Origin of the sequence: Philodulcilactobacillus myokonensis (assembly GCF_027923585.1) — a bacterium.
GTDB classification, from domain to species: Bacteria; Bacillota; Bacilli; order Lactobacillales; family Lactobacillaceae; genus Philodulcilactobacillus; species Philodulcilactobacillus myokonensis.
On record NZ_BRPL01000002.1, the window covers coordinates 1 to 18,187 of the forward strand.

9 protein-coding genes and 2 rRNA genes are annotated in these 18,187 nt (G+C 39.7%); 4 read left to right on the plus strand and 7 right to left on the minus strand.

Features of this window, described 5'->3' with window-relative positions:
• Nucleotides 1-18: 18 nt before the first annotated feature.
• Together WR164_RS00035 and WR164_RS00040 are read right to left on the minus strand one after the other, a co-directional pair.
• Nucleotides 19-2,930, minus strand: a 23S ribosomal RNA gene (locus WR164_RS00035).
• Nucleotides 2,931-3,160: 230 nt separating this feature from the next.
• Nucleotides 3,161-4,736: ribosomal RNA gene (locus tag WR164_RS00040) — 16S ribosomal RNA — on the minus strand.
• Together the 16S and 23S rRNA genes form the textbook arrangement of a ribosomal RNA operon.
• 469 nt (nucleotides 4,737-5,205) lie before the next feature.
• Here WR164_RS00040 and WR164_RS00045 point away from each other — a divergent pair.
• From WR164_RS00045 to WR164_RS00055, 3 genes are all read left to right on the plus strand, one after another.
• On the plus strand, nucleotides 5,206-6,384 hold the full coding sequence (locus WR164_RS00045; RefSeq protein WP_286135489.1) for a thiolase family protein: 1,179 nt from the start codon (nucleotides 5,206-5,208) through the stop codon (nucleotides 6,382-6,384).
• Between the two features lie 92 nt (nucleotides 6,385-6,476).
• Nucleotides 6,477-7,010, plus strand: a complete 534-nt coding sequence (locus WR164_RS00050; protein ID WP_286135490.1) for a GNAT family N-acetyltransferase — start codon at nucleotides 6,477-6,479, stop codon at nucleotides 7,008-7,010.
• Between the two features lie 12 nt (nucleotides 7,011-7,022).
• Entirely contained in the window at nucleotides 7,023-7,214 is a 192-nt protein-coding gene (locus WR164_RS00055; protein WP_286135491.1) for a hypothetical protein, read from the plus strand.
• Nucleotides 7,215-7,272: 58 nt separating this feature from the next.
• Here the strand turns inward: WR164_RS00055 and WR164_RS00060 are convergent, their stop codons facing one another.
• The 5 genes from WR164_RS00060 to WR164_RS00080 form a co-directional block, all read right to left on the minus strand.
• Nucleotides 7,273-8,703, minus strand: coding sequence for a sucrose-6-phosphate hydrolase (locus WR164_RS00060; RefSeq protein WP_286135492.1), 1,431 nt, complete (start codon nucleotides 8,701-8,703; stop codon nucleotides 7,273-7,275).
• Between the two features lie 85 nt (nucleotides 8,704-8,788).
• Nucleotides 8,789-12,580 carry a helicase-exonuclease AddAB subunit AddA gene (gene addA / locus WR164_RS00065; RefSeq protein WP_286135493.1) on the minus strand — a complete coding sequence of 1,264 codons (3,792 nt, stop codon included), beginning with the start codon at nucleotides 12,578-12,580 and terminating at the stop codon, nucleotides 8,789-8,791.
• Nucleotides 12,577-16,137: a PD-(D/E)XK nuclease family protein gene (locus WR164_RS00070; RefSeq protein ID WP_286135494.1), complete on the minus strand. Its 3,561-nt coding sequence runs from the start codon at nucleotides 16,135-16,137 to the stop codon at nucleotides 12,577-12,579. The genes addA and WR164_RS00070 overlap by 4 nt, the downstream gene beginning before the upstream one ends.
• 83 nt (nucleotides 16,138-16,220) lie before the next feature.
• Nucleotides 16,221-16,580, minus strand: coding sequence for a hypothetical protein (locus WR164_RS00075; protein WP_286135495.1), 360 nt, complete (start codon nucleotides 16,578-16,580; stop codon nucleotides 16,221-16,223).
• A gap of 15 nt (nucleotides 16,581-16,595) precedes the next feature.
• Nucleotides 16,596-17,153: an SDR family oxidoreductase gene (locus tag WR164_RS00080; RefSeq protein WP_286135496.1), complete on the minus strand. Its 558-nt coding sequence runs from the start codon at nucleotides 17,151-17,153 to the stop codon at nucleotides 16,596-16,598.
• A 181-nt stretch (nucleotides 17,154-17,334) separates the two neighbouring features.
• Between WR164_RS00080 and WR164_RS00085 the strand changes: the two genes are divergently transcribed.
• On the plus strand, nucleotides 17,335-17,943 hold the full coding sequence (locus WR164_RS00085) for a hypothetical protein (RefSeq protein WP_286135497.1): 609 nt from the start codon (nucleotides 17,335-17,337) through the stop codon (nucleotides 17,941-17,943).
• Nucleotides 17,944-18,187: the final 244 nt, after the last annotated feature.

The window sequence follows — 18,187 nt, forward strand, 5'->3', positions numbered from 1 at the left end:
TCAACCGTTCCACCTTTTGTGGTTAAGTCCTCGATCGATTAGTACTAGTCCGCTTCATGCATCACTGCACTGCCACTTCTAGCCTATCTACCTGATCATCTTTCAGGGATCTTACTTTCCGAAGAAATGGGAAATCTCATCTTGAGGTAAGTTTCACACTTAGATGCTTTCAGCGTTTATCTTATCCATACATAGCTACTCAGCAGTGCGCCTGGCGGCACAACTGATACACCAGCGGTATGTCCATCCCGGTCCTCTCGTACTAAGGATAGATCCTCTCAAATTTCCTGCGCCCGCGACGGATAGGGACCGAACTGTCTCACGACGTTCTAAACCCAGCTCGCGTACCGCTTTAATGGGCGAACAGCCCAACCCTTGGGACCAACTACAGCCCCAGGATGCGATGAGCCGACATCGAGGTGCCAAACCTCCCCGTCGATATGAACTCTTGGGGGAGATAAGCCTGTTATCCCCAGGGTAGCTTTTATCCGTTGAGCGATGGCCCTTCCATATGGAACCACCGGATCACTAAGTCCGACTTTTGTCCCTGTTCGACTTGTATGTCTCACAGTCAAGCTCCCTTATGCCTTTACACTCAATGAATGATTTCCAACCATTCTGAGGGAACCTTTGAGCGCCTCCGTTACAATTTAGGAGGCGACCGCCCCAGTCAAACTGCCAACCTGACACTGTCTCCCGCCACGATTAGTGGCGCGGGTTAGAGTGTCCACACAACAAGGGTAGTATCCCAACAACGCCTCCACCGAAACTAACGTTCCGGTTTCTACGGCTCCTACCTATCCTGTACAAGTCATGTCAACACCCAATATCAAGCTACAGTAAAGCTCCATGGGGTCTTTCCGTCCTGTCGCGGGTAACCTGCTTCTTCACAGGTATCTCAATTTCACCGAGTCCCTCGTTGAGACAGCGCTCAGATCGTTACACCTTTCGTGCGGGTCGGAACTTACCCGACAAGGAATTTCGCTACCTTAGGACCGTTATAGTTACGGCCGCCGTTTACTGGGGCTTCATTTCTGAGCTTCGCCGAAGCTAACTCATCCATTTAACCTTCCAGCACCGGGCAGGTGTCAGCCCTTATACTTCATCTTACGATTTTGCAAAAACCTGTGTTTTTAATAAACAGTCGCCTGAGCCTTTTCACTGCGGCTGCACTTGCGTGCAGCACCCCTTCTCCCGAAGTTACGGGGTCATTTTGCCGAGTTCCTTAACGAGGGTTCACTCGCTCACCTTAGGATACTCTCCTCGACTACCTGTGTCGGTTTGTGGTACGGGTAATTAGTTGCTCACTAGAAACTTTTCTCGATAGTGTGACGTCAGTTACTTCCTTACTAAACTTCAGTCCTCATCACTGCTTGTCAACCCGGTCATAAGCATTTGACTCATGACCTGACTTACAGTTTGAACATGCACATCCAACGGCATGCATAACTTAGCCTCCTATGTCCTTCCATCGTTCAAACACAACTAACTAGTACAGGAATCTCAACCTGTTATCCATCGCCTACGCCTTTCGGCCTGGGCTTAGGTCCCGACTAACCCTGGGAGGACGAGCCTTCCCCAGGAAACCTTAGTCATTCGGTGAACCAGATTCTCACTGGTTTTTCGCTACTCATACCGGCATTCTCACTTCTAAGCGCTCCACAAGTTCTTACGATCCTGCTTCAATGCCCTTAGAACGCTCTCCTATCACGTGACGAAGTCACGTCCACAATCTCGGTAACATGCTTAGCCCCGGTAAATTTTCGGCGCAAAATCACTCGACTAGTGAGCTATTACGCACTCTTTAAATGATGGCTGCTTCTGAGCCAACATCCTAGTTGTCTATGCAACTCCACTTCCTTTTCCACTTAGCATGTATTTAGGGACCTTAATTGGTGGTCTGGGCTGTTTCCCTTTCGACGGTGGATCTTATCACTCATCGTCTGACTCCTGGATATAAATCAATGGGCTTCGGAGTTTATCTAAACTTAGTAACTCAAGATGAGCCCCTCGTCTAAACAGTCGCTCTACCTCCATGATTCTCAACTCCAAGGCTAACCCTAAAGCTATTTCGGAGAGAACCAGCTATCTCCAAGTTCGTTTGGAATTTCACCGCTACCCACATCTCATCTTAGCACTTTTCAACGTACACAAGTTCGGACCTCCGGTGCGTTTTACCGCACTTTCATCCTGGACATGGGTAGATCACCTGGTTTCGGGTCTATCATTACATACTGAAACGCCCGTTTCAGACTCGCTTTCGCTGCGGCTCCGACTTATCATCTTAACCTTGCATGTAATCATAACTCGCCGGTTCATTCTGCAAGAGGCACGCTATCACCCGTTAACGGGCTCTAACTGCTTGTAGGCACATGGTTTCAAGAACTATTTCACTCCCCTTCCGGGGTGCTTTTCACCTTTCCCTCACGGTACTGGTTCACTATCGGTCACTAGTTAGTATTTAGCCTTGGGAGATGGTCCTCCCGGATTCCGACGATGTTTCACGTGTATCGCCGTACTCAGGATCCTGAACTGAGGGATTTTAATTTCACTTACGGGGCTGTCACCCACTTTGGCAAACCTTTCCAGGTTTTTCAGTTATTAAAATCTTTGGTAACTCAAATGTTCAGTCCTACAACCCCAACGAGCAAGCTCGTTGGTTTGGGCTGTTCCCCGTTCGCTCGCCGCTACTAAGGGAATCGAAATTTCTTTATTTTCCTGCGGGTACTGAGATGTTTCAGTTCCCCACGTTTACCTTTGATTAAACTAAGTTTAATCAATAATAACTCGTTAAAGCTATTGAGTTTCCTCATTCGGAAATCTCCGGATCAAAGCTTACGTACAGCTCTCCGAAGCATATCGCTGTTAGTCACGTCCTTCATCGGCTTCTAGTGCCAAGGCATCCACCATGCGCCCTTCATAACTTAACCTAATTGCCACTACGTGGCGCTTTTGGTTAATTGAGTAATTACGAAAATATATTTATTGAACTCAAAATAACACGGTGTTCTCGGTTGAAATTGAATAATTATATAAATTATCAATTCAATAGAAATTAATATTATCTAGTTTTCAAAGAACAAAGTAGAGAAGCGTAAGCCTCTCAAAACTAAACAAGACATTCGCACAACATGTGTAAGTTTCCGAATTAAATCCTTAGAAAGGAGGTGATCCAGCCGCAGGTTCTCCTACGGCTACCTTGTTACGACTTCACCCTAATCATCTGTCCCACCTTAGACGGCTAGTTCCCCGAAGGGTTACATCACCGGCTTTGGGTGTTACAAACTCTCATGGTGTGACGGGCGGTATGTACAAGGCCTGAGAACGTATTCACCGTGGCATTCTGATCCACGATTACTAGTGATTCCAACTTCATGCAGGCGAGTTGCAGCCTGCAATCCGAACTGAGAACAGCTTTATGGGATTTGCTTGACCTCGCGGTTTTGCAACTCTTTGTACTGTCCATTGTAGCACGTGTGTAGCCCAGGTCGTAAGGGGCATGATGATTAGACGTCATCCCCGCCTTCCTCCGGTTTATCACCGGCAGTCTCACCAGAGTGCCCAACTAAATGCTGGCAACTGATAATAAGGGTTGCGCTCGTTGCGGGACTTAACCCAACATCTCACGACACGAGCTGACGACAACCATGCACCACCTGTCAATCTGTCCCCGAAGGGAACACCTAATCTCTTAGGCTAGCAGAAAGATGTCAAGACCTGGTAAGGTTCTTCGCGTAGCATCGAATTAAACCACATGCTCCACCACTTGTGCGGGCCCCCGTCAATTCCTTTGAGTTTCAACCTTGCGGTCGTACTCCCCAGGCGGAATGCTTAATGCGTTAGCTGCGGCACTAAAGGACGGAAATCCTCTAACACCTAGCATTCATCGTTTACGGCATGGACTACCAGGGTATCTAATCCTGTTCGCTACCCATGCTTTCGAGCCTCAACGTCAGTAACAGACCAGATAGCCGCCTTCGCCACTGGTGTTCTTCCATATATCTACGCATTTCACCGCTACACATGGAGTTCCACTATCCTTTTCTGCACTCAAGTTTTTTAGTTTCCAATGCACTTCTTCGGTTAAGCCGAAGGCTTTCACATTAGACTTAAAAAACCGCCTGCGCTCACTTTACGCCCAATAAATCCGGACAACGCTTGCCACCTACGTATTACCGCGGCTGCTGGCACGTAGTTAGCCGTGACTTTCTGGTTAGATACCGTCGAGATGTAAACAGTTACTCTTACACCTGTTCTTCTCTAACAACAGAGCTTTACGAGCCGAAACCCTTCATCACTCACGCGGCATTGCTTCATCAGACTTTCGTCCATTGTGAAAGATTCCCTACTGCTGCCTCCCGTAGGAGTCTGGACCGTGTCTCAGTTCCAATGTGGCCGATTACCCTCTCAGGTCGGCTACGTATCATCGCCTTGGTGAGCCATTATCTCACCAACTAGCTAATACGCCGCGGGTCCATCCAAAAGCGATAGCAGAGCCATCTTTCAAACATAAACCATGTGGTTTATGTTGTTATACGGTATTAGCATTTGTTTCCAAATGTTATCCCCTACTTCAGGGCAGGTTACCCACGTGTTACTCACCAGTTCGCCACTCGGTTAGATCTTAAGTCAAATTAATGCAAGCACCAACTATCATTAAGGAAACCTCGTTCGACTTGCATGTATTAGGCATGCCGCCAGCGTTCGTCCTGAGCCAGGATCAAACTCTCATTTTAAAAATGAAAAGTTTAATACAAAGCTCTTCTTAAAATAATTAAAAACGAATTAACTTCGTTCGCATAAGTTTGTTTGTTTTATATAAATATAAAACGCCTTACACATCTTAGGTTGTTTAAATATCTTGTTCAGTTTTCAAAGACCTACTTGTTAGCATTGCATCTCTGCAACGCAACATTAATTATCATATCACTTGGTAATTAATATGTCAACAACTAATTTGATTAATTAATTGTTGAAATATTGCTTAACTCGTAAGCAGCATTTATTATAATAGCACAATCATTATCAAATGACAACAATTAATTTTAATAAAAACAATTTATTATGTTGCCTCCAAAAGACAACGTTTACAATAATATCAATTATGTAGTAATTAGTCAAATGTTTTTTTAAATTTAAACTGTTTTTTATCTTAAACATCCATTACAATGATTCAATATAAATAAAATAAAGGAATGATAATTATTGAAAAAAGTTGCTATCGTTAGCACAGTCAGAACACCAATTGGAAAAATCGGTGGAGAATTATCCAGACTATCTTCCGTTCAATTAGGGACGATCGTTACGAAATCTGCAATTAAAAAAGCACAACTATCCCCTAATCAAATTGACCAGGTTATCTTCGGAAATGTTTTACAAGCTGGTTCTGGACAAAATGTTGCAAGACAGATTCAACTTCACTCTGGCATTTCCAATCTTAAAACTGCATATACAGTTAACCAGGTATGTGGTTCAGGAATGAAAGCAATTCGATCTGGACAAGCAGCTATCGTCATGGGCGATGCTAAAATTGTTGTTGCAGGCGGGACCGAAAGTATGTCAAATGCACCCTTTTTAAATCAGTCCATGCGCTTCGGTCATAAATATGGAAACATTAATATGATTGATAGCATTCAAAACGATGCATTAGATGATGCATTTTATCATTTACCAATGGGTGCGACCGCTGAAAATGTTGCCAAAAAATTTAATATAAGTAGAAAAGATCAGGATCAGTTTGCATATCAATCACACAGAAAGGCAGTCAAAGCCCAATTAAGCCATAAGTTCGACGATGAAATCGTTCCAGTTAAGATAAAGGATAAACAAAATCAAGAAAAGATCATTGCAAGAGATGAAGGTCCAAGAAAAGATACATCAATGACAAAACTTGCTAAATTAAGAACCGTTTTCCAAAAGGGAGGAACCGTAACCGCCGGAAATGCTTCTAGTTTAAATGATGGCGCTTCCGCATTAGTAATGATGGATTACGACTTAGCAAAAAAAATGAATTTAAAACCATTAGCGATAATTGAAAATTACGTGGAAACCGGCATCGATCCTAGAATTATGGGCTACGCTCCTTACCGAGCCATTAAGCAATTATTGAAAACATCAGAACAGAAGCAATCAGACATCGATTTATTCGAAATCAACGAAGCATTCGCCGCACCCAGTGTTGCCATCCAAAAGAATCTTCATTTACCATCTGAAAAAGTAAATATTAATGGCGGTGCAATCGCACTTGGTCACCCATTAGGTGATTCCGGTGCTAGAATCGTCACTTCATTAATTTACAATCTAAAACATGAACACAAACGAAATGGGATTGCCTCAATGTGCATCGGAGGTGGCATGGGCATGGCACTTCAAATCAAAGTATGAATACTAATGATTGCAATTTAAATTATTTTAATATAGAATATCTAAGAATAAATACGTCAAAAATTAAAATAGAAGTAAGGAGATGTTCACTGATGAGTGCAATTTACTTAAGAAAAGCAACTGAAAAAGATTTACCAAGCATTTTAGACATTATTGATTCAGCTAAGAAGTACCTTAAGGAACAAAACATCGATCAATGGCAAACGGGATACCCACACGAAGATGATATCAAAGAAGATATTAAAAATGGCGTTAACTACGTTTTAATCGTTGGCAATCAAGTTGCCGGAACCGCTACCCTTGGTCAAGGACTAGATTTAAGTTACTTAAAGATTAAAGATGGTCAATGGGAAAATCCTAGAAACTCACACTATACTGCTATTCACCGGGTTGCAATTTCTAATAACTTTCGCGGTAAAAAACTATCTCAAAAGATGATGAGTGGTATGATCACCATTTCATTAGTATTAGGCTACCGTGATATTAGAATTGATACCCATCCTGATAATAAAGGCATGCAACACGTCATTACTTCTAACGGTTTTGAAAAACGTGGAATTGTAAAGACCGCTGATGGTGACCAACACGATCCACTTAGATACGCATACCAATTAGTAATTGATTAGAGGCCATTAAGCATGACAGCAGCTGATTATGCGGTTCAAATTAAATTAGTGATTATGTATGCAATTGGCATCATTGCAATGTTATCATTGCTTTTTTTCATTTGGCATCGATACCATCAATGGTTTAAAATCACTTCAACGGTGGTTGCATTAATAACGATTGTAATGATGGTCATTTTAATTACAGCAATTAAATTGCCATAAAATAAAAACGGTTCATGAATTAAATTTCATGAACCGTTTTTTCGTCTTTCATATTAAGTTAATTTAATTTCTTTAATTGGGTTAGTTCAACTGCTTGGCAGTCAATCCAAGTTGCATTAATGACACTGTGGCTAAAGAAGACCCTGCCGGACATTAATTTTTCTCCGCCGTTAATGTAAATTTCAAATAAAGAATTATCAAGATAAATCTGGCAATCAGAAACCTTGGCCGTATCCATATTAATAATTCGCTGTTCTTCGTTCCCATTTTTATTTAAACGATGAAGGGTTAGGCGGTTATTATCGTCGTCAACATCAATCAACAAATGACTTTCACCAGAAGTAATTGCGAACTGGCTCCCTTTATTTTCAGTGGGAGCAAAGTCCAATAAACACTGCTTAGGAACTTCCATCCCATTAATTGACTTCAATTCATGGTCAGATAACCCCTTGTTTTCTGCAGCTGGTTTTTGGGTCAACTGTTCACCGTCTAATGATAGTTCACGGACCAGTGACAAAGCATTGGTCCAGCCGTCTTCTGCATCGGGCTCTTCAAGGTCTGGCATTCCAATCCAACTTACTTCAAGCACACGCCCATCAGGAGCATTGATTGCCTGGGTTGCATACGATTCAAAACCATTATCTAATTGTTGAATTTTAGATGGGTTAATAAATTTCATTTTATCCCAATTAAAATCTTTTCCAACAATATAGGTATTTGGGTACTTATTAGCGTATTTCAAATGTTTATGACTCATTCCCTGAGGGCAGAAAATAATTACCGGACGACCATCAATAAAGACTAAATTAGGGCATTCAACCATGTATCCTAAGTCATTAGTGCCAATATCTAATTTTCGGTAATAGTACCATCCGTGATCAAGGTACTTAGAGCGGTAAACTAAAATTTCACCACGGCGGTTATCTGTTTGAGCACCAATAATTGCATAATAATAATTAGCATGTTTGATAATCTGCGGATCACGGAAGTTGCCGGTAATCCCTTCGGATGGCTGATCAATTAACGGATGAGCGAGCTTCGTAATTTGGTTATCCTGGTTCACAAAAGCCCCGTTTTGCTTAGCTTTTCTAACACCATTATCCCAAATATTACCCGTATACATTAAAAATAATTGATCATTAATTGGCAATGCAGAGCCGGAATAACAACCATTTCGGTCGTTGGATGAATCTGGAATCATTGGCTGATGGACATCTTGCCAGTGAATTAAATCAGGTGAAACAAGGTGAGCCCAACTTTTCAAACCGTGAACAGGTCCAAATGGGAATGATTGGTAAAATAAATGCCACTGATGATTATAGTAAGAAAAACCATTCGGGTCGTTTAACAAACCACTTTCTGGTTGGATGTGATAACCCAAGCGCCATTTAGAATCCCGCACTTTAGTCTTTAGTTGGTCAACAGATGCTTTTGACCATTGATCATATGGCAGATTTAAGCGTTCCGCTGTCCAATACTGCTTGTCCATATCAGTAATAACTCCTCTCACTTTTGATGGATTTAAAATCCTTAGTATTTCTATTTTATCATATTTCATGAATCAAAGAGTGAAATTACTTTTTTTCGTTTAAAGGGATGGGTCGATCAATTGAAAGCAAATATAAGTAACGCTGATCAACCGGCCGGTGCAAAATCCGTTTCAAAGCAATTCCATACAGGTTCACTTGACCCTGATAACGCTTGATAATTTTATTAATTCGCATTTCATCATGTGCATCCCTAACATAATCAGTCTTGTAGTCAAACAGGATTACTTTATCATCTAAATCCAAATATCCATCAATAATTCCGTGAATTAATACTTTTGGTTTTGGATCACGGAAGTCTTTAAAAATCCGATTGGCTGAAATCAATAGTGAAAACGGAACTTCCCGGTGAAGTGACCTTGGATGTTTCAAAATAATCTTACCAATTGAACTTTGATAAAACTTCATAATATGATTAGCATCGATTTTTTGAGCAACTTCAGGCGTGACAAGTTGATTTTTAACTAAATCATTAATCTGTTGCTGCACCGTTTCAAGCGTAATTGGCTTTTCAACGTTCAATTTCTGTAAAACTAAGTGGGTTGCCGTTCCAATATCAGTTGATTGGGGTGTTTCGACCGTTTGCATAAATTGCGGACGGTTGAAATTCTGGGTAGTGTACCGGTTGGTTTTCCTAGGGTCCAACGATCCGTTAAAATTACCTAATTCCAAATTATCGGGATCATCAAACAACCGTTTAATTTCTGAAACGGACTGGTAAGCAGTCGTATGGGTTGCCATTTGATTAGGATATTGAAAATCCATAATGGATTTAATTGAATCGCTAGCAACGTTTTTAGGATCATAATGTTCTAAATCTAAATCAACCTTGGATTGAGTTTCAGGATTCGGTGCATCCTTGGCCAATTCCTGTTTATCAATAAATTGTAACTTAAAATGTGATTGGTCATTAGATAAAACGGTTGAATGGGCATCATAATTCCATTGTTTTTTAAAATCTGGATGGCGGACCAATGCCGGCCCAATCAAATCCAAATCATTTTTAGCGTGGCTTCTGGCGGTGAAATTCAAAACGGGATTTTTTGGATCTTGATCGGATGCCATCGCTTCATTTTCCCAACCACTCAATAATTTTTCAACTGGGTTGATTTTCTTCTTAGAACGGCTGGCGTTTTTAATCGCACCCACAATGAACAAACGCTGTTCAGCCCGCGTCATTGCAACGTATAATTTCCGCATTTCTTCTGATAAATCAGCATTCTTTTCGTTCGATACGATGACCTGTTTTTGCAAAGTGTCAATATTAACCCGGTCCTTAGGATTAAAATAGGTCATCCCAAGCCCTAATCGATCATTCAAAACGAAGTTCCCGCGGATTTGATTAAAGTTAAACTGGTGGGCAGCATCAATTAGGAAGACAACCGGGAATTCCAATCCCTTGCTTCTGTGAATCGTCATGACGTTGATTGCATCCTCAGTATGGGAAATTTGAGCAGCAGCTAAATCATCATCGTGTTCTTGAATCCGACGAACGAAGCGGACAAATTGAAATAAGCCTTTGAAACTAGTCTTTTCGTATTCGGCTGCCCGATCGTACAGCGCATGTAAATTAGCCTGACGCTGCTTTCCCGATGGCATTCCGCCAACGTAATCTAAAAAACCGGTCTGCTGATAAATATACCAAATCAAGTCAACTAACTCATGTTGCTGGGCAACGTTTCTAAAATCTGTTAATTGTTCTAAAAATGCCTGGACTTTTTGGTAAACTTTATCCCCAAAATCAGAATTCTCAATTTTATCACCATAAGTATGGTAGAAGTGTTTTAAAGCGTTGAAATAATCACCAGAACGTTGATTAATCCTTAAGTATGCCATTTGATTTTCATCCATTTGAACGATGGGCGAACGTAAAACGGCAGCCAGTGGAATATCCTGGTACGGATTATCAATAATGCTTAGTAGTGACATCATAATCTGAATTTCAGTGGTTTTAAAATACTTTTGAGAATCATCAATTTTAACTGGCAATTGGTATCTGTGAAAAATATCAGCAATCGTTAAATTGTTATTATGGGTTGAAGATAGAATCGCAATGTCATGGTACTGCATTGGACGTTTGCGGCCTAATTTTCGATCAAAAATTTCAGCATGTTTGCTAATTAAGCCCTTAATCTTTTGAGCCACCAATTCAATTTGACCCTGGGCACTATCCTTAATTGGCAAGGTGTTCTCATTCGGATCGCCTTGATTAAATGAATCCTGATCATGACTATTATAAATTAAAACGTCAACCTGAGCTGGCAAATCAGCTGGATAATAAGTGGCCCCTACTTTCAAAAGGTTAGGATGCTCGTTATTAGACGAATCATAATAATCAATTCCACCCAGCCGTTCATCCATAATCTGTTTAAAAATCATATTAACAAATGAAATTACGTTTCGATCAGAACGGAAATTTTCAGCTAAGTGAATGACCCGCGAACCATTTTTTGGATGCTGGCTGTATTTTTTAGAACGGTTCATAAACATCTTAGGATCAGCCAGTCTAAAACGGTAAATCGACTGCTTAACATCCCCGACCATAAATAAATTACCTTCTGGTTTGGCAATCGAGCTTAGGATTTGATCCTGGAGCCGATTATTATCCTGGTATTCATCAACCATGATTTCATTGAACTGCTTAGTTAAATTTGCACGAACCGCTTTTGCCTTGTCCTGCTTACCATTCAAGATCCGGTCAGCATCGTGTTCAATATCAATAAATTCTAAAACATGCTGTTCCTTTTTGTACTGCTGATAAGCATTGGAAAAGGCATGGACAACCTGAATCAATTCTTGAATCAGCCCATAGGCATTTTTCATAATTGATAAATTATCTTTTTCGGATAATTCGAAGAAATTAGAGCCAATTTGATTCAACTGCTTTTTAGCAGCATTTCGGGCATCCTTAGCTTGGTCATGAAGGGATTTTTGATCATCCGGCATTTTCTTAGAGACACTTGGGAAGTTCTTGAACTTAATGCTTTGAAAGGTATTTTTTAATTCGTCCCAGCTTTTAGTTTTTAGTAGATGCTGGTATTTTTTAACCGTTTCCAATTCTACTTTTAATTGGTCAGCATCTTTCGTCTGATCCTCTCTGTCAGCAATGCGAAGTGCCGATTCAAAACCTAATGCAGAATTCTGCAGTTCATCTAATAAGACTGGCAATAAACTTTTTTGATAGAAGTCGCTTTGGGTAATTGAATCATTCACATGGTACATATCTGAAATATGATCAAGCCATGCCGAAGGATTTTGATTGACGTTAGCATAATCATAGGTCTGATAAACCAGATCCATTAAGCCGTCATCATCCCGGTCACCAGAAAAGTTTTCGGTTAAATCAGCAAATTTATGGTTGGAATCGTTGGCATATAAATCCTCTCTGACGTCATTCCAAACGTTCTCACGCATCATTTCACGTTCAGTATTATCATTTAAAATTCTAAAATTGGGATCTAAATTAATAATGTAATAGTAATGTTGGATAATACGCTGACAAAAGGCATCGAAAGTACTGATATAGGCAACTGGAACCTTCCTTAGTTGAGTAATCAACCGGTTCTTCTGCTGATTATCAGTTGTCTTTTTCAACTGTTCCCTGAGTGCCGTTTGAATCCGATCCCGCATTTCCTTAGCGGCCGCCTTCGTGAAAGTTACAATCAAAAGCTGATCGATACTGGTTCCATTCAAGACTTTATGAATCACACGGTCAACTAGGACCCGTGTCTTTCCGGAACCAGCAGAGGCTGAAACTAAAATATTACCGGGACGTTCATCTTGAACTGCCTGCTTTTGAGCTTTAGTATATTGAATCATTTTTTATTGCGCTCCTCTTCTAATAACCGTTTCATATCATTCAAACTTAACTTATGAATTTCATGGTACCGATTTTCTTCCAGTAGTGGATCAAATTGCATGATTGATTTGTATGGTGAATACTGAATCGCACTTCGTTGTTGTTCTTCCGTTGGATAAATCTGAATATCGCCATCAAAAATTCTTTGAGCCGCACCTTTAATTAACTTTTGATTGTGATCAAGCATCATTTCTAAAACATCGGGTTCGATTACCTTGTTGGGTTTGCCAATCGTTCCGCTCTTATTTAATTTAAACGGGAAGACGTGGGACTTCCCATACTTTTTGTTTTTAACTTCTTGATCTAGATTCTTCATTAAATCGGGATAATCAACTAATAATCCGGCATAACGTTGTTTATCAAGCATTGAAATATCAGTACCATGTCGCAAAATGGTATTTAAGTCTAACTTAGGATTATAGACGTGCAGATAAAGGGCGCCAGCGATTTCCGCCTTCTCCTTCTGACTAAAGCGGGATATGTTGTTCTGCAGGACGTCTAGATAGGTCATCATCTGCATTGAATTTCCGTGATAAACCTGTGAAAAATCAAAATCTTTATTGCCAGACTTATAATCAATGATACTTAGAAATTTTTCGCCAGCCGCGACCATTTCATCGATTCGATCAATTCGCCCTCGAACGACAACTTCACGGTCATTGGGCAATTCATATTTCAATGGATTCAGATCATCCTTATTCCCAACGTGTCCAAATGCCACTTCGGTATGCTTCGGCCGCATCGGCGTTCTTTTACTCTGCATCTTAAACGTATGTGCCATCCGTTTAATCGTCTTAATCAATTGACCCTTAATGTAGTTCATTCGGTTCGAACTATTCAAGATGGCATATTGATAATCCTCTTCTTCCAGTAATTTAGCAACGACTTCATCTACTAATTGGTTCATATCCTGATCATCTAACTTAGCTAAATCGATGTGTTCCCGATTGATGATCCGCATTAAATGATCAAGCGTAGCATGGAAGAATTGACCAGTACTGGCGGGCGATAACTCAAAGACATCCCGTTGCTGCAGCTTTAATCCATACTTCAAAAAGTATTCATATGGATCATTATAAAATTGTTCAAGCTGAGAAATCGAAGTGTGAATATGATCACCGTAAAGATCGGTGATGATCTTGGGTGCTAGTTTTGGTGGCTGATTTTGGTAATTTAAACTACCCAATAGTTTATTAGCTAATTGATGATAATCTGGATGTTTCCGGATTAATTGATTAATATACTTCCAATTATCATCGACCGGTTTCTGATTCAATTTGGCATCGTGAACAGCTTGAATAAGGTGCCTTAAAGTCGTCCGGTAAGTCCCCACAAATGGCATGACATCATGATCATCCGCAATTGGTGACATCATCGGATGGGATTCCTTCAAATTAAAATGCCGCATGATTTGTTGAACGTATGGTGAAATTTTGACTTGTGAATCAGACTGGTCATCACTGCCTAGACAATAGGTAAAGATTAACCGATCCGAACCGCTCATGAATGCTAGGTAGTTTAAATACGGATCATTCGCCATCTGCATCTCACTATTATCATTCAAGAATTGATCATCGCCCCATTGGTTAGCTAGGTCATCTCTGTCGGCATCATTAAATAGTGATGTATTTTCAACCCGGTCCGGCATGACATCATCGGTTGAACCAATCATAAAGACAATTCGATAATCCTTCATCTGAACAATTCCACTTTCGGAGACGGCAACCTGATCTAAGGTTGAAGGAATCTGGGCGTAATTAGCACCTTCAAATCCCGCTTTCAATAGTGCTAGAAAATCATCCAATTTAAATGGACGGTCGCCTAGGATGCTAACAAAATTATCCAAAAGATTGCAGAAGGTATCCCAGACCTGTTCCGGTTGGGCAGCTTCTTCTAGGCGTCCGGCTTGGTTAGCTTGGTCTCGCCATTGAGTTAGGCGAGTGACAACCCCATTTTGGACGAGAAATTGATACAAAATTTTAGCGGCATCTTTACCATTCCTGGCCCGCCTCATTTTACGGTAAAATGGCGGAAGCGTGTTGCGGACGAAATGGCGAATCAAATTAATCTGGCTTTCAATGTTTTGATCTTCCTCTGGACGCTTTCCCATATCAACGTCCGAAAGCCATGCGTATTTCCAGTCATCCTTTTGAGTCCAGCGACTGCCTTCATAGCCACTTCTTAAGACCTCGTTTTCACACAAAGCTAAATCAGTCCTGAAGGTTTGAATTGAAATGGGTTGGCCATCAATTTCTGGAATTAATAGTTCCGTTTTCAAAAGCCGCATCACATCTTGATAACGGTAGTTACGGTGCCGTCCTGGCCGTTCGATTGAAAACAATGCATCAATTAATTCAACTAGTGGGTGGTCGTCCATTGATTTCTGGACATCATTAAAGTATGGAATATGTTGCATTTCAAAAATTGGTTTTAAAATATTCTGATAACGATCTAAATGCCTCGTCATAATCAAGAAATCATGATAATGCAGATTGGTCTGTGCTACCATCTGGCGAATTTTAATTGCAACTTGGGCAACTTCAGCATACGGATTATCGGCTTGCAAAACCTGGATGGAATCCTGATTTTTCAATTGATCCGGTTTAATGTTCTGAAAACTATGGGATGCAATCCAATAGTGGTCTAATTTTTGTAAATCGGAATTAACCCGTGGTTGATCCGCGTGCAAGTCGGTTAAAATTGGAATCCGGTTCTGTTTAGCAAATTGGTAAAGCTGATAATACAACTTAGCAGATTGATAAAATAAGTTCGATCCATCGGGCAGTTCAAATGGATATGGACGGTCTAAATTCAAATCAACCGTGACAGAATCTGAACGTTCCATCAAGATTTGAACTAATTCCCTTTCTTGCGCGGTCAATTGTGAAAAACCACTGATGTAAAAACGGGTGTGGGAAAGATTATAATCTGATAAATAAGCACATAGTTGTTTCAAAATATCAGCTTGATAAAGGTATTTGCCATCCGTTTCCACCTCAAAGGCCTTATAGATAATCGCAAAATCATGCATCTTATCGTTTAAATTGGAATTAAAATGCTGATCACCCTGGTCTAAAATTTTCTGTAAATCATCAGCGCTAATTCGACCCGCCTGCATTTCGGCAATCTGGGATGCAATTTGCAATATGAATCCTGGTTGCCCCGTTTCGCCACGGAACACCGTTAATTCATTTTGATGGTCCAAAATAATCTGGTAAATTAACATGTTAATCCCGGAACTATTTAATTCTGGATGTTGATAGACCGCCTGTTGTTTTAAGAAGTACCACACTAAACGGCTAATCGAAAAAATCTGGACGTTCGTCTGGGCATAGGTGTCTAAATTTTTCCGATTTAAACGTTTTAGGGTCGATATTTCTGATTCGAATTTAATATGGTTAGGAACCAGGTAAAAGTATTGATCATGCGGATGCTTTTGCATTGAATGCATTAAATCATCGGTCAGTTTTCGTTCATGATCATAACTTGCCGTTCCTAAAATAAACTGCAATGACATTTAATAACCCCCAAAAATAGTCATAAATTCAATTAAAAAAGAGCTGATTTAAAAACAGCTCTTTCATCATCTAACTTCATCTTTTAATTTTTAATTTTATTATTCATTAAGACCTTGTCCAAAGCTTTATTAACGTTTTGAACCTTTTGTGAAACATTACCACCTGAACCAATCATATTCAACTGTTGTTCCTCAATTGCCCAGCGAGCTAAATCATCGTTTACGGGAACAATATCCCTAACTACGATTAATTGGAAATTATGTTTTTGCTCACGAGCCCTTTTTTTCATAATTTTAATATAATCAGAATAATTAGTTATCATATAAGGTCCGGATTGGGTATCAGGATCATAGTATTGAATAATCATAAAATGGGATGTTCTTTGAGCTTCATTCAAATTATTCTTCATGGCATCAATCATATTTTGATTAATCATTGCCATTCTTACACCTTCTTATTATTGATCAATCATCCCAAGTGATTCACCAATGAATTTCTTTTGCAAAACAATTTGGTTAATTATTGAGATGATACTATCGATTGAAACTTTTCCAACTGAAACGGGGGCACCTTCTGGAATAATTTTCAAATAGCCGCTCGTTTGTTTAACAATTTGAGTGGGACGCAAAATTGTGTATGAGATTTCAGATTCATCTAATACCTTCGCAGCATAACGTTGCTGATTCAAATATTCTTTGACGTTACTAACGTTTGGATACGTTAATTGGCCGTTTACTTCATGGTCAATGCCAGCCGTTGAAAGCATCACAAATTGTTTAACTGGCGGTTGAACTTCACGAATGGCATCAAACAAAGCTTCAAAATCCAAATCAACATCGAGCGGGCCTAAAAGTGAAACAATGACGTTAACTTGATTTAGCGCTTTTTGATAACTTTCTTTTTTAGTGAAATCAACCTTTGCTAGCCTTTGAACATTCAGCTGATCAGATGAATCAAATTGATGGGTTAATTGTTCAGCAAGTTTTCCATCACCTAAAATTAAGACTTTTTCCACAATTGGGTCTCCTTTTTAATTAATATCTTTAGTTTATCAAAATAACGGCAATGCGTTAATAGATATCCGGAAGAATTAATTAAAAAAACGGTTGAAATTAAATCAAAGTGCGTTATAATTTATTACATAAATGTTACAAAAATATTACTTAACCGTTACATATAAATTAGGAGGATTTGTCATGAAGAAATTAGTTCAGGTTTTAACCGTTTTATCAATTGGATTGTTAGCATTCGTGGGAAGTAATCGTGCCAACCAAGCGAGTGCTAAAGGGGTTCATCATCATGTGCAGACCACTCTGAAAGCTTATCCCAAGAATTTAAGAAAAACTTGGTACCATTACGTGGGTAAGTTTAATGGTAAAAATTACTATAATAAGTATTCATTTAACGCTCATCAAATGAAAGAAACCTTATACTTTAGACATAATAATAAAATTTCAGAATTTCACACGGTTAACCCATTAAAATCACATCCCGTCAACTACGAAGTTCCATTCAAAGAAATTATGCACACCCCCAAGTCTGAAATGAACTGGGATATTGCTAACAATGAGAAGATGAACGGTCGTAAGTACATTAACGTGACCGGTTGGTTTGCTGGCGCTGGGAACGGTAACTTCTTCAACGTTTCCAATCAAAAAGTCAATGGTAAAAGTACTAAGATGTTAGCAGATGGTACTGGGATTAGTGCCTGGATGGATGCTAAACGTTCATTCTACTTTAATTCTAAGTTAGCTGCTCGCCATGCTGTTAACCAACATTTCGATCACTTTGATTACTATGCATAATCTGTTTAAAAAATTCATTTATTTTTATAATCGGCATGCAAAAATTATAGTTGCAATTTGGGGATTCATCACTATATATGTTTACTCCAACATCTTATTTGCAGTCACAATGTTTATCATTCTAATCATTCCAATTATAATTAAGGATGTTTATTACAAAAATTAAGCTTTCCACTATCAATCGGTGGGAAGTTTTTTTAATGCAAAATAGTTGTTCCAACCTTAGATGTGTTCGATAATTATA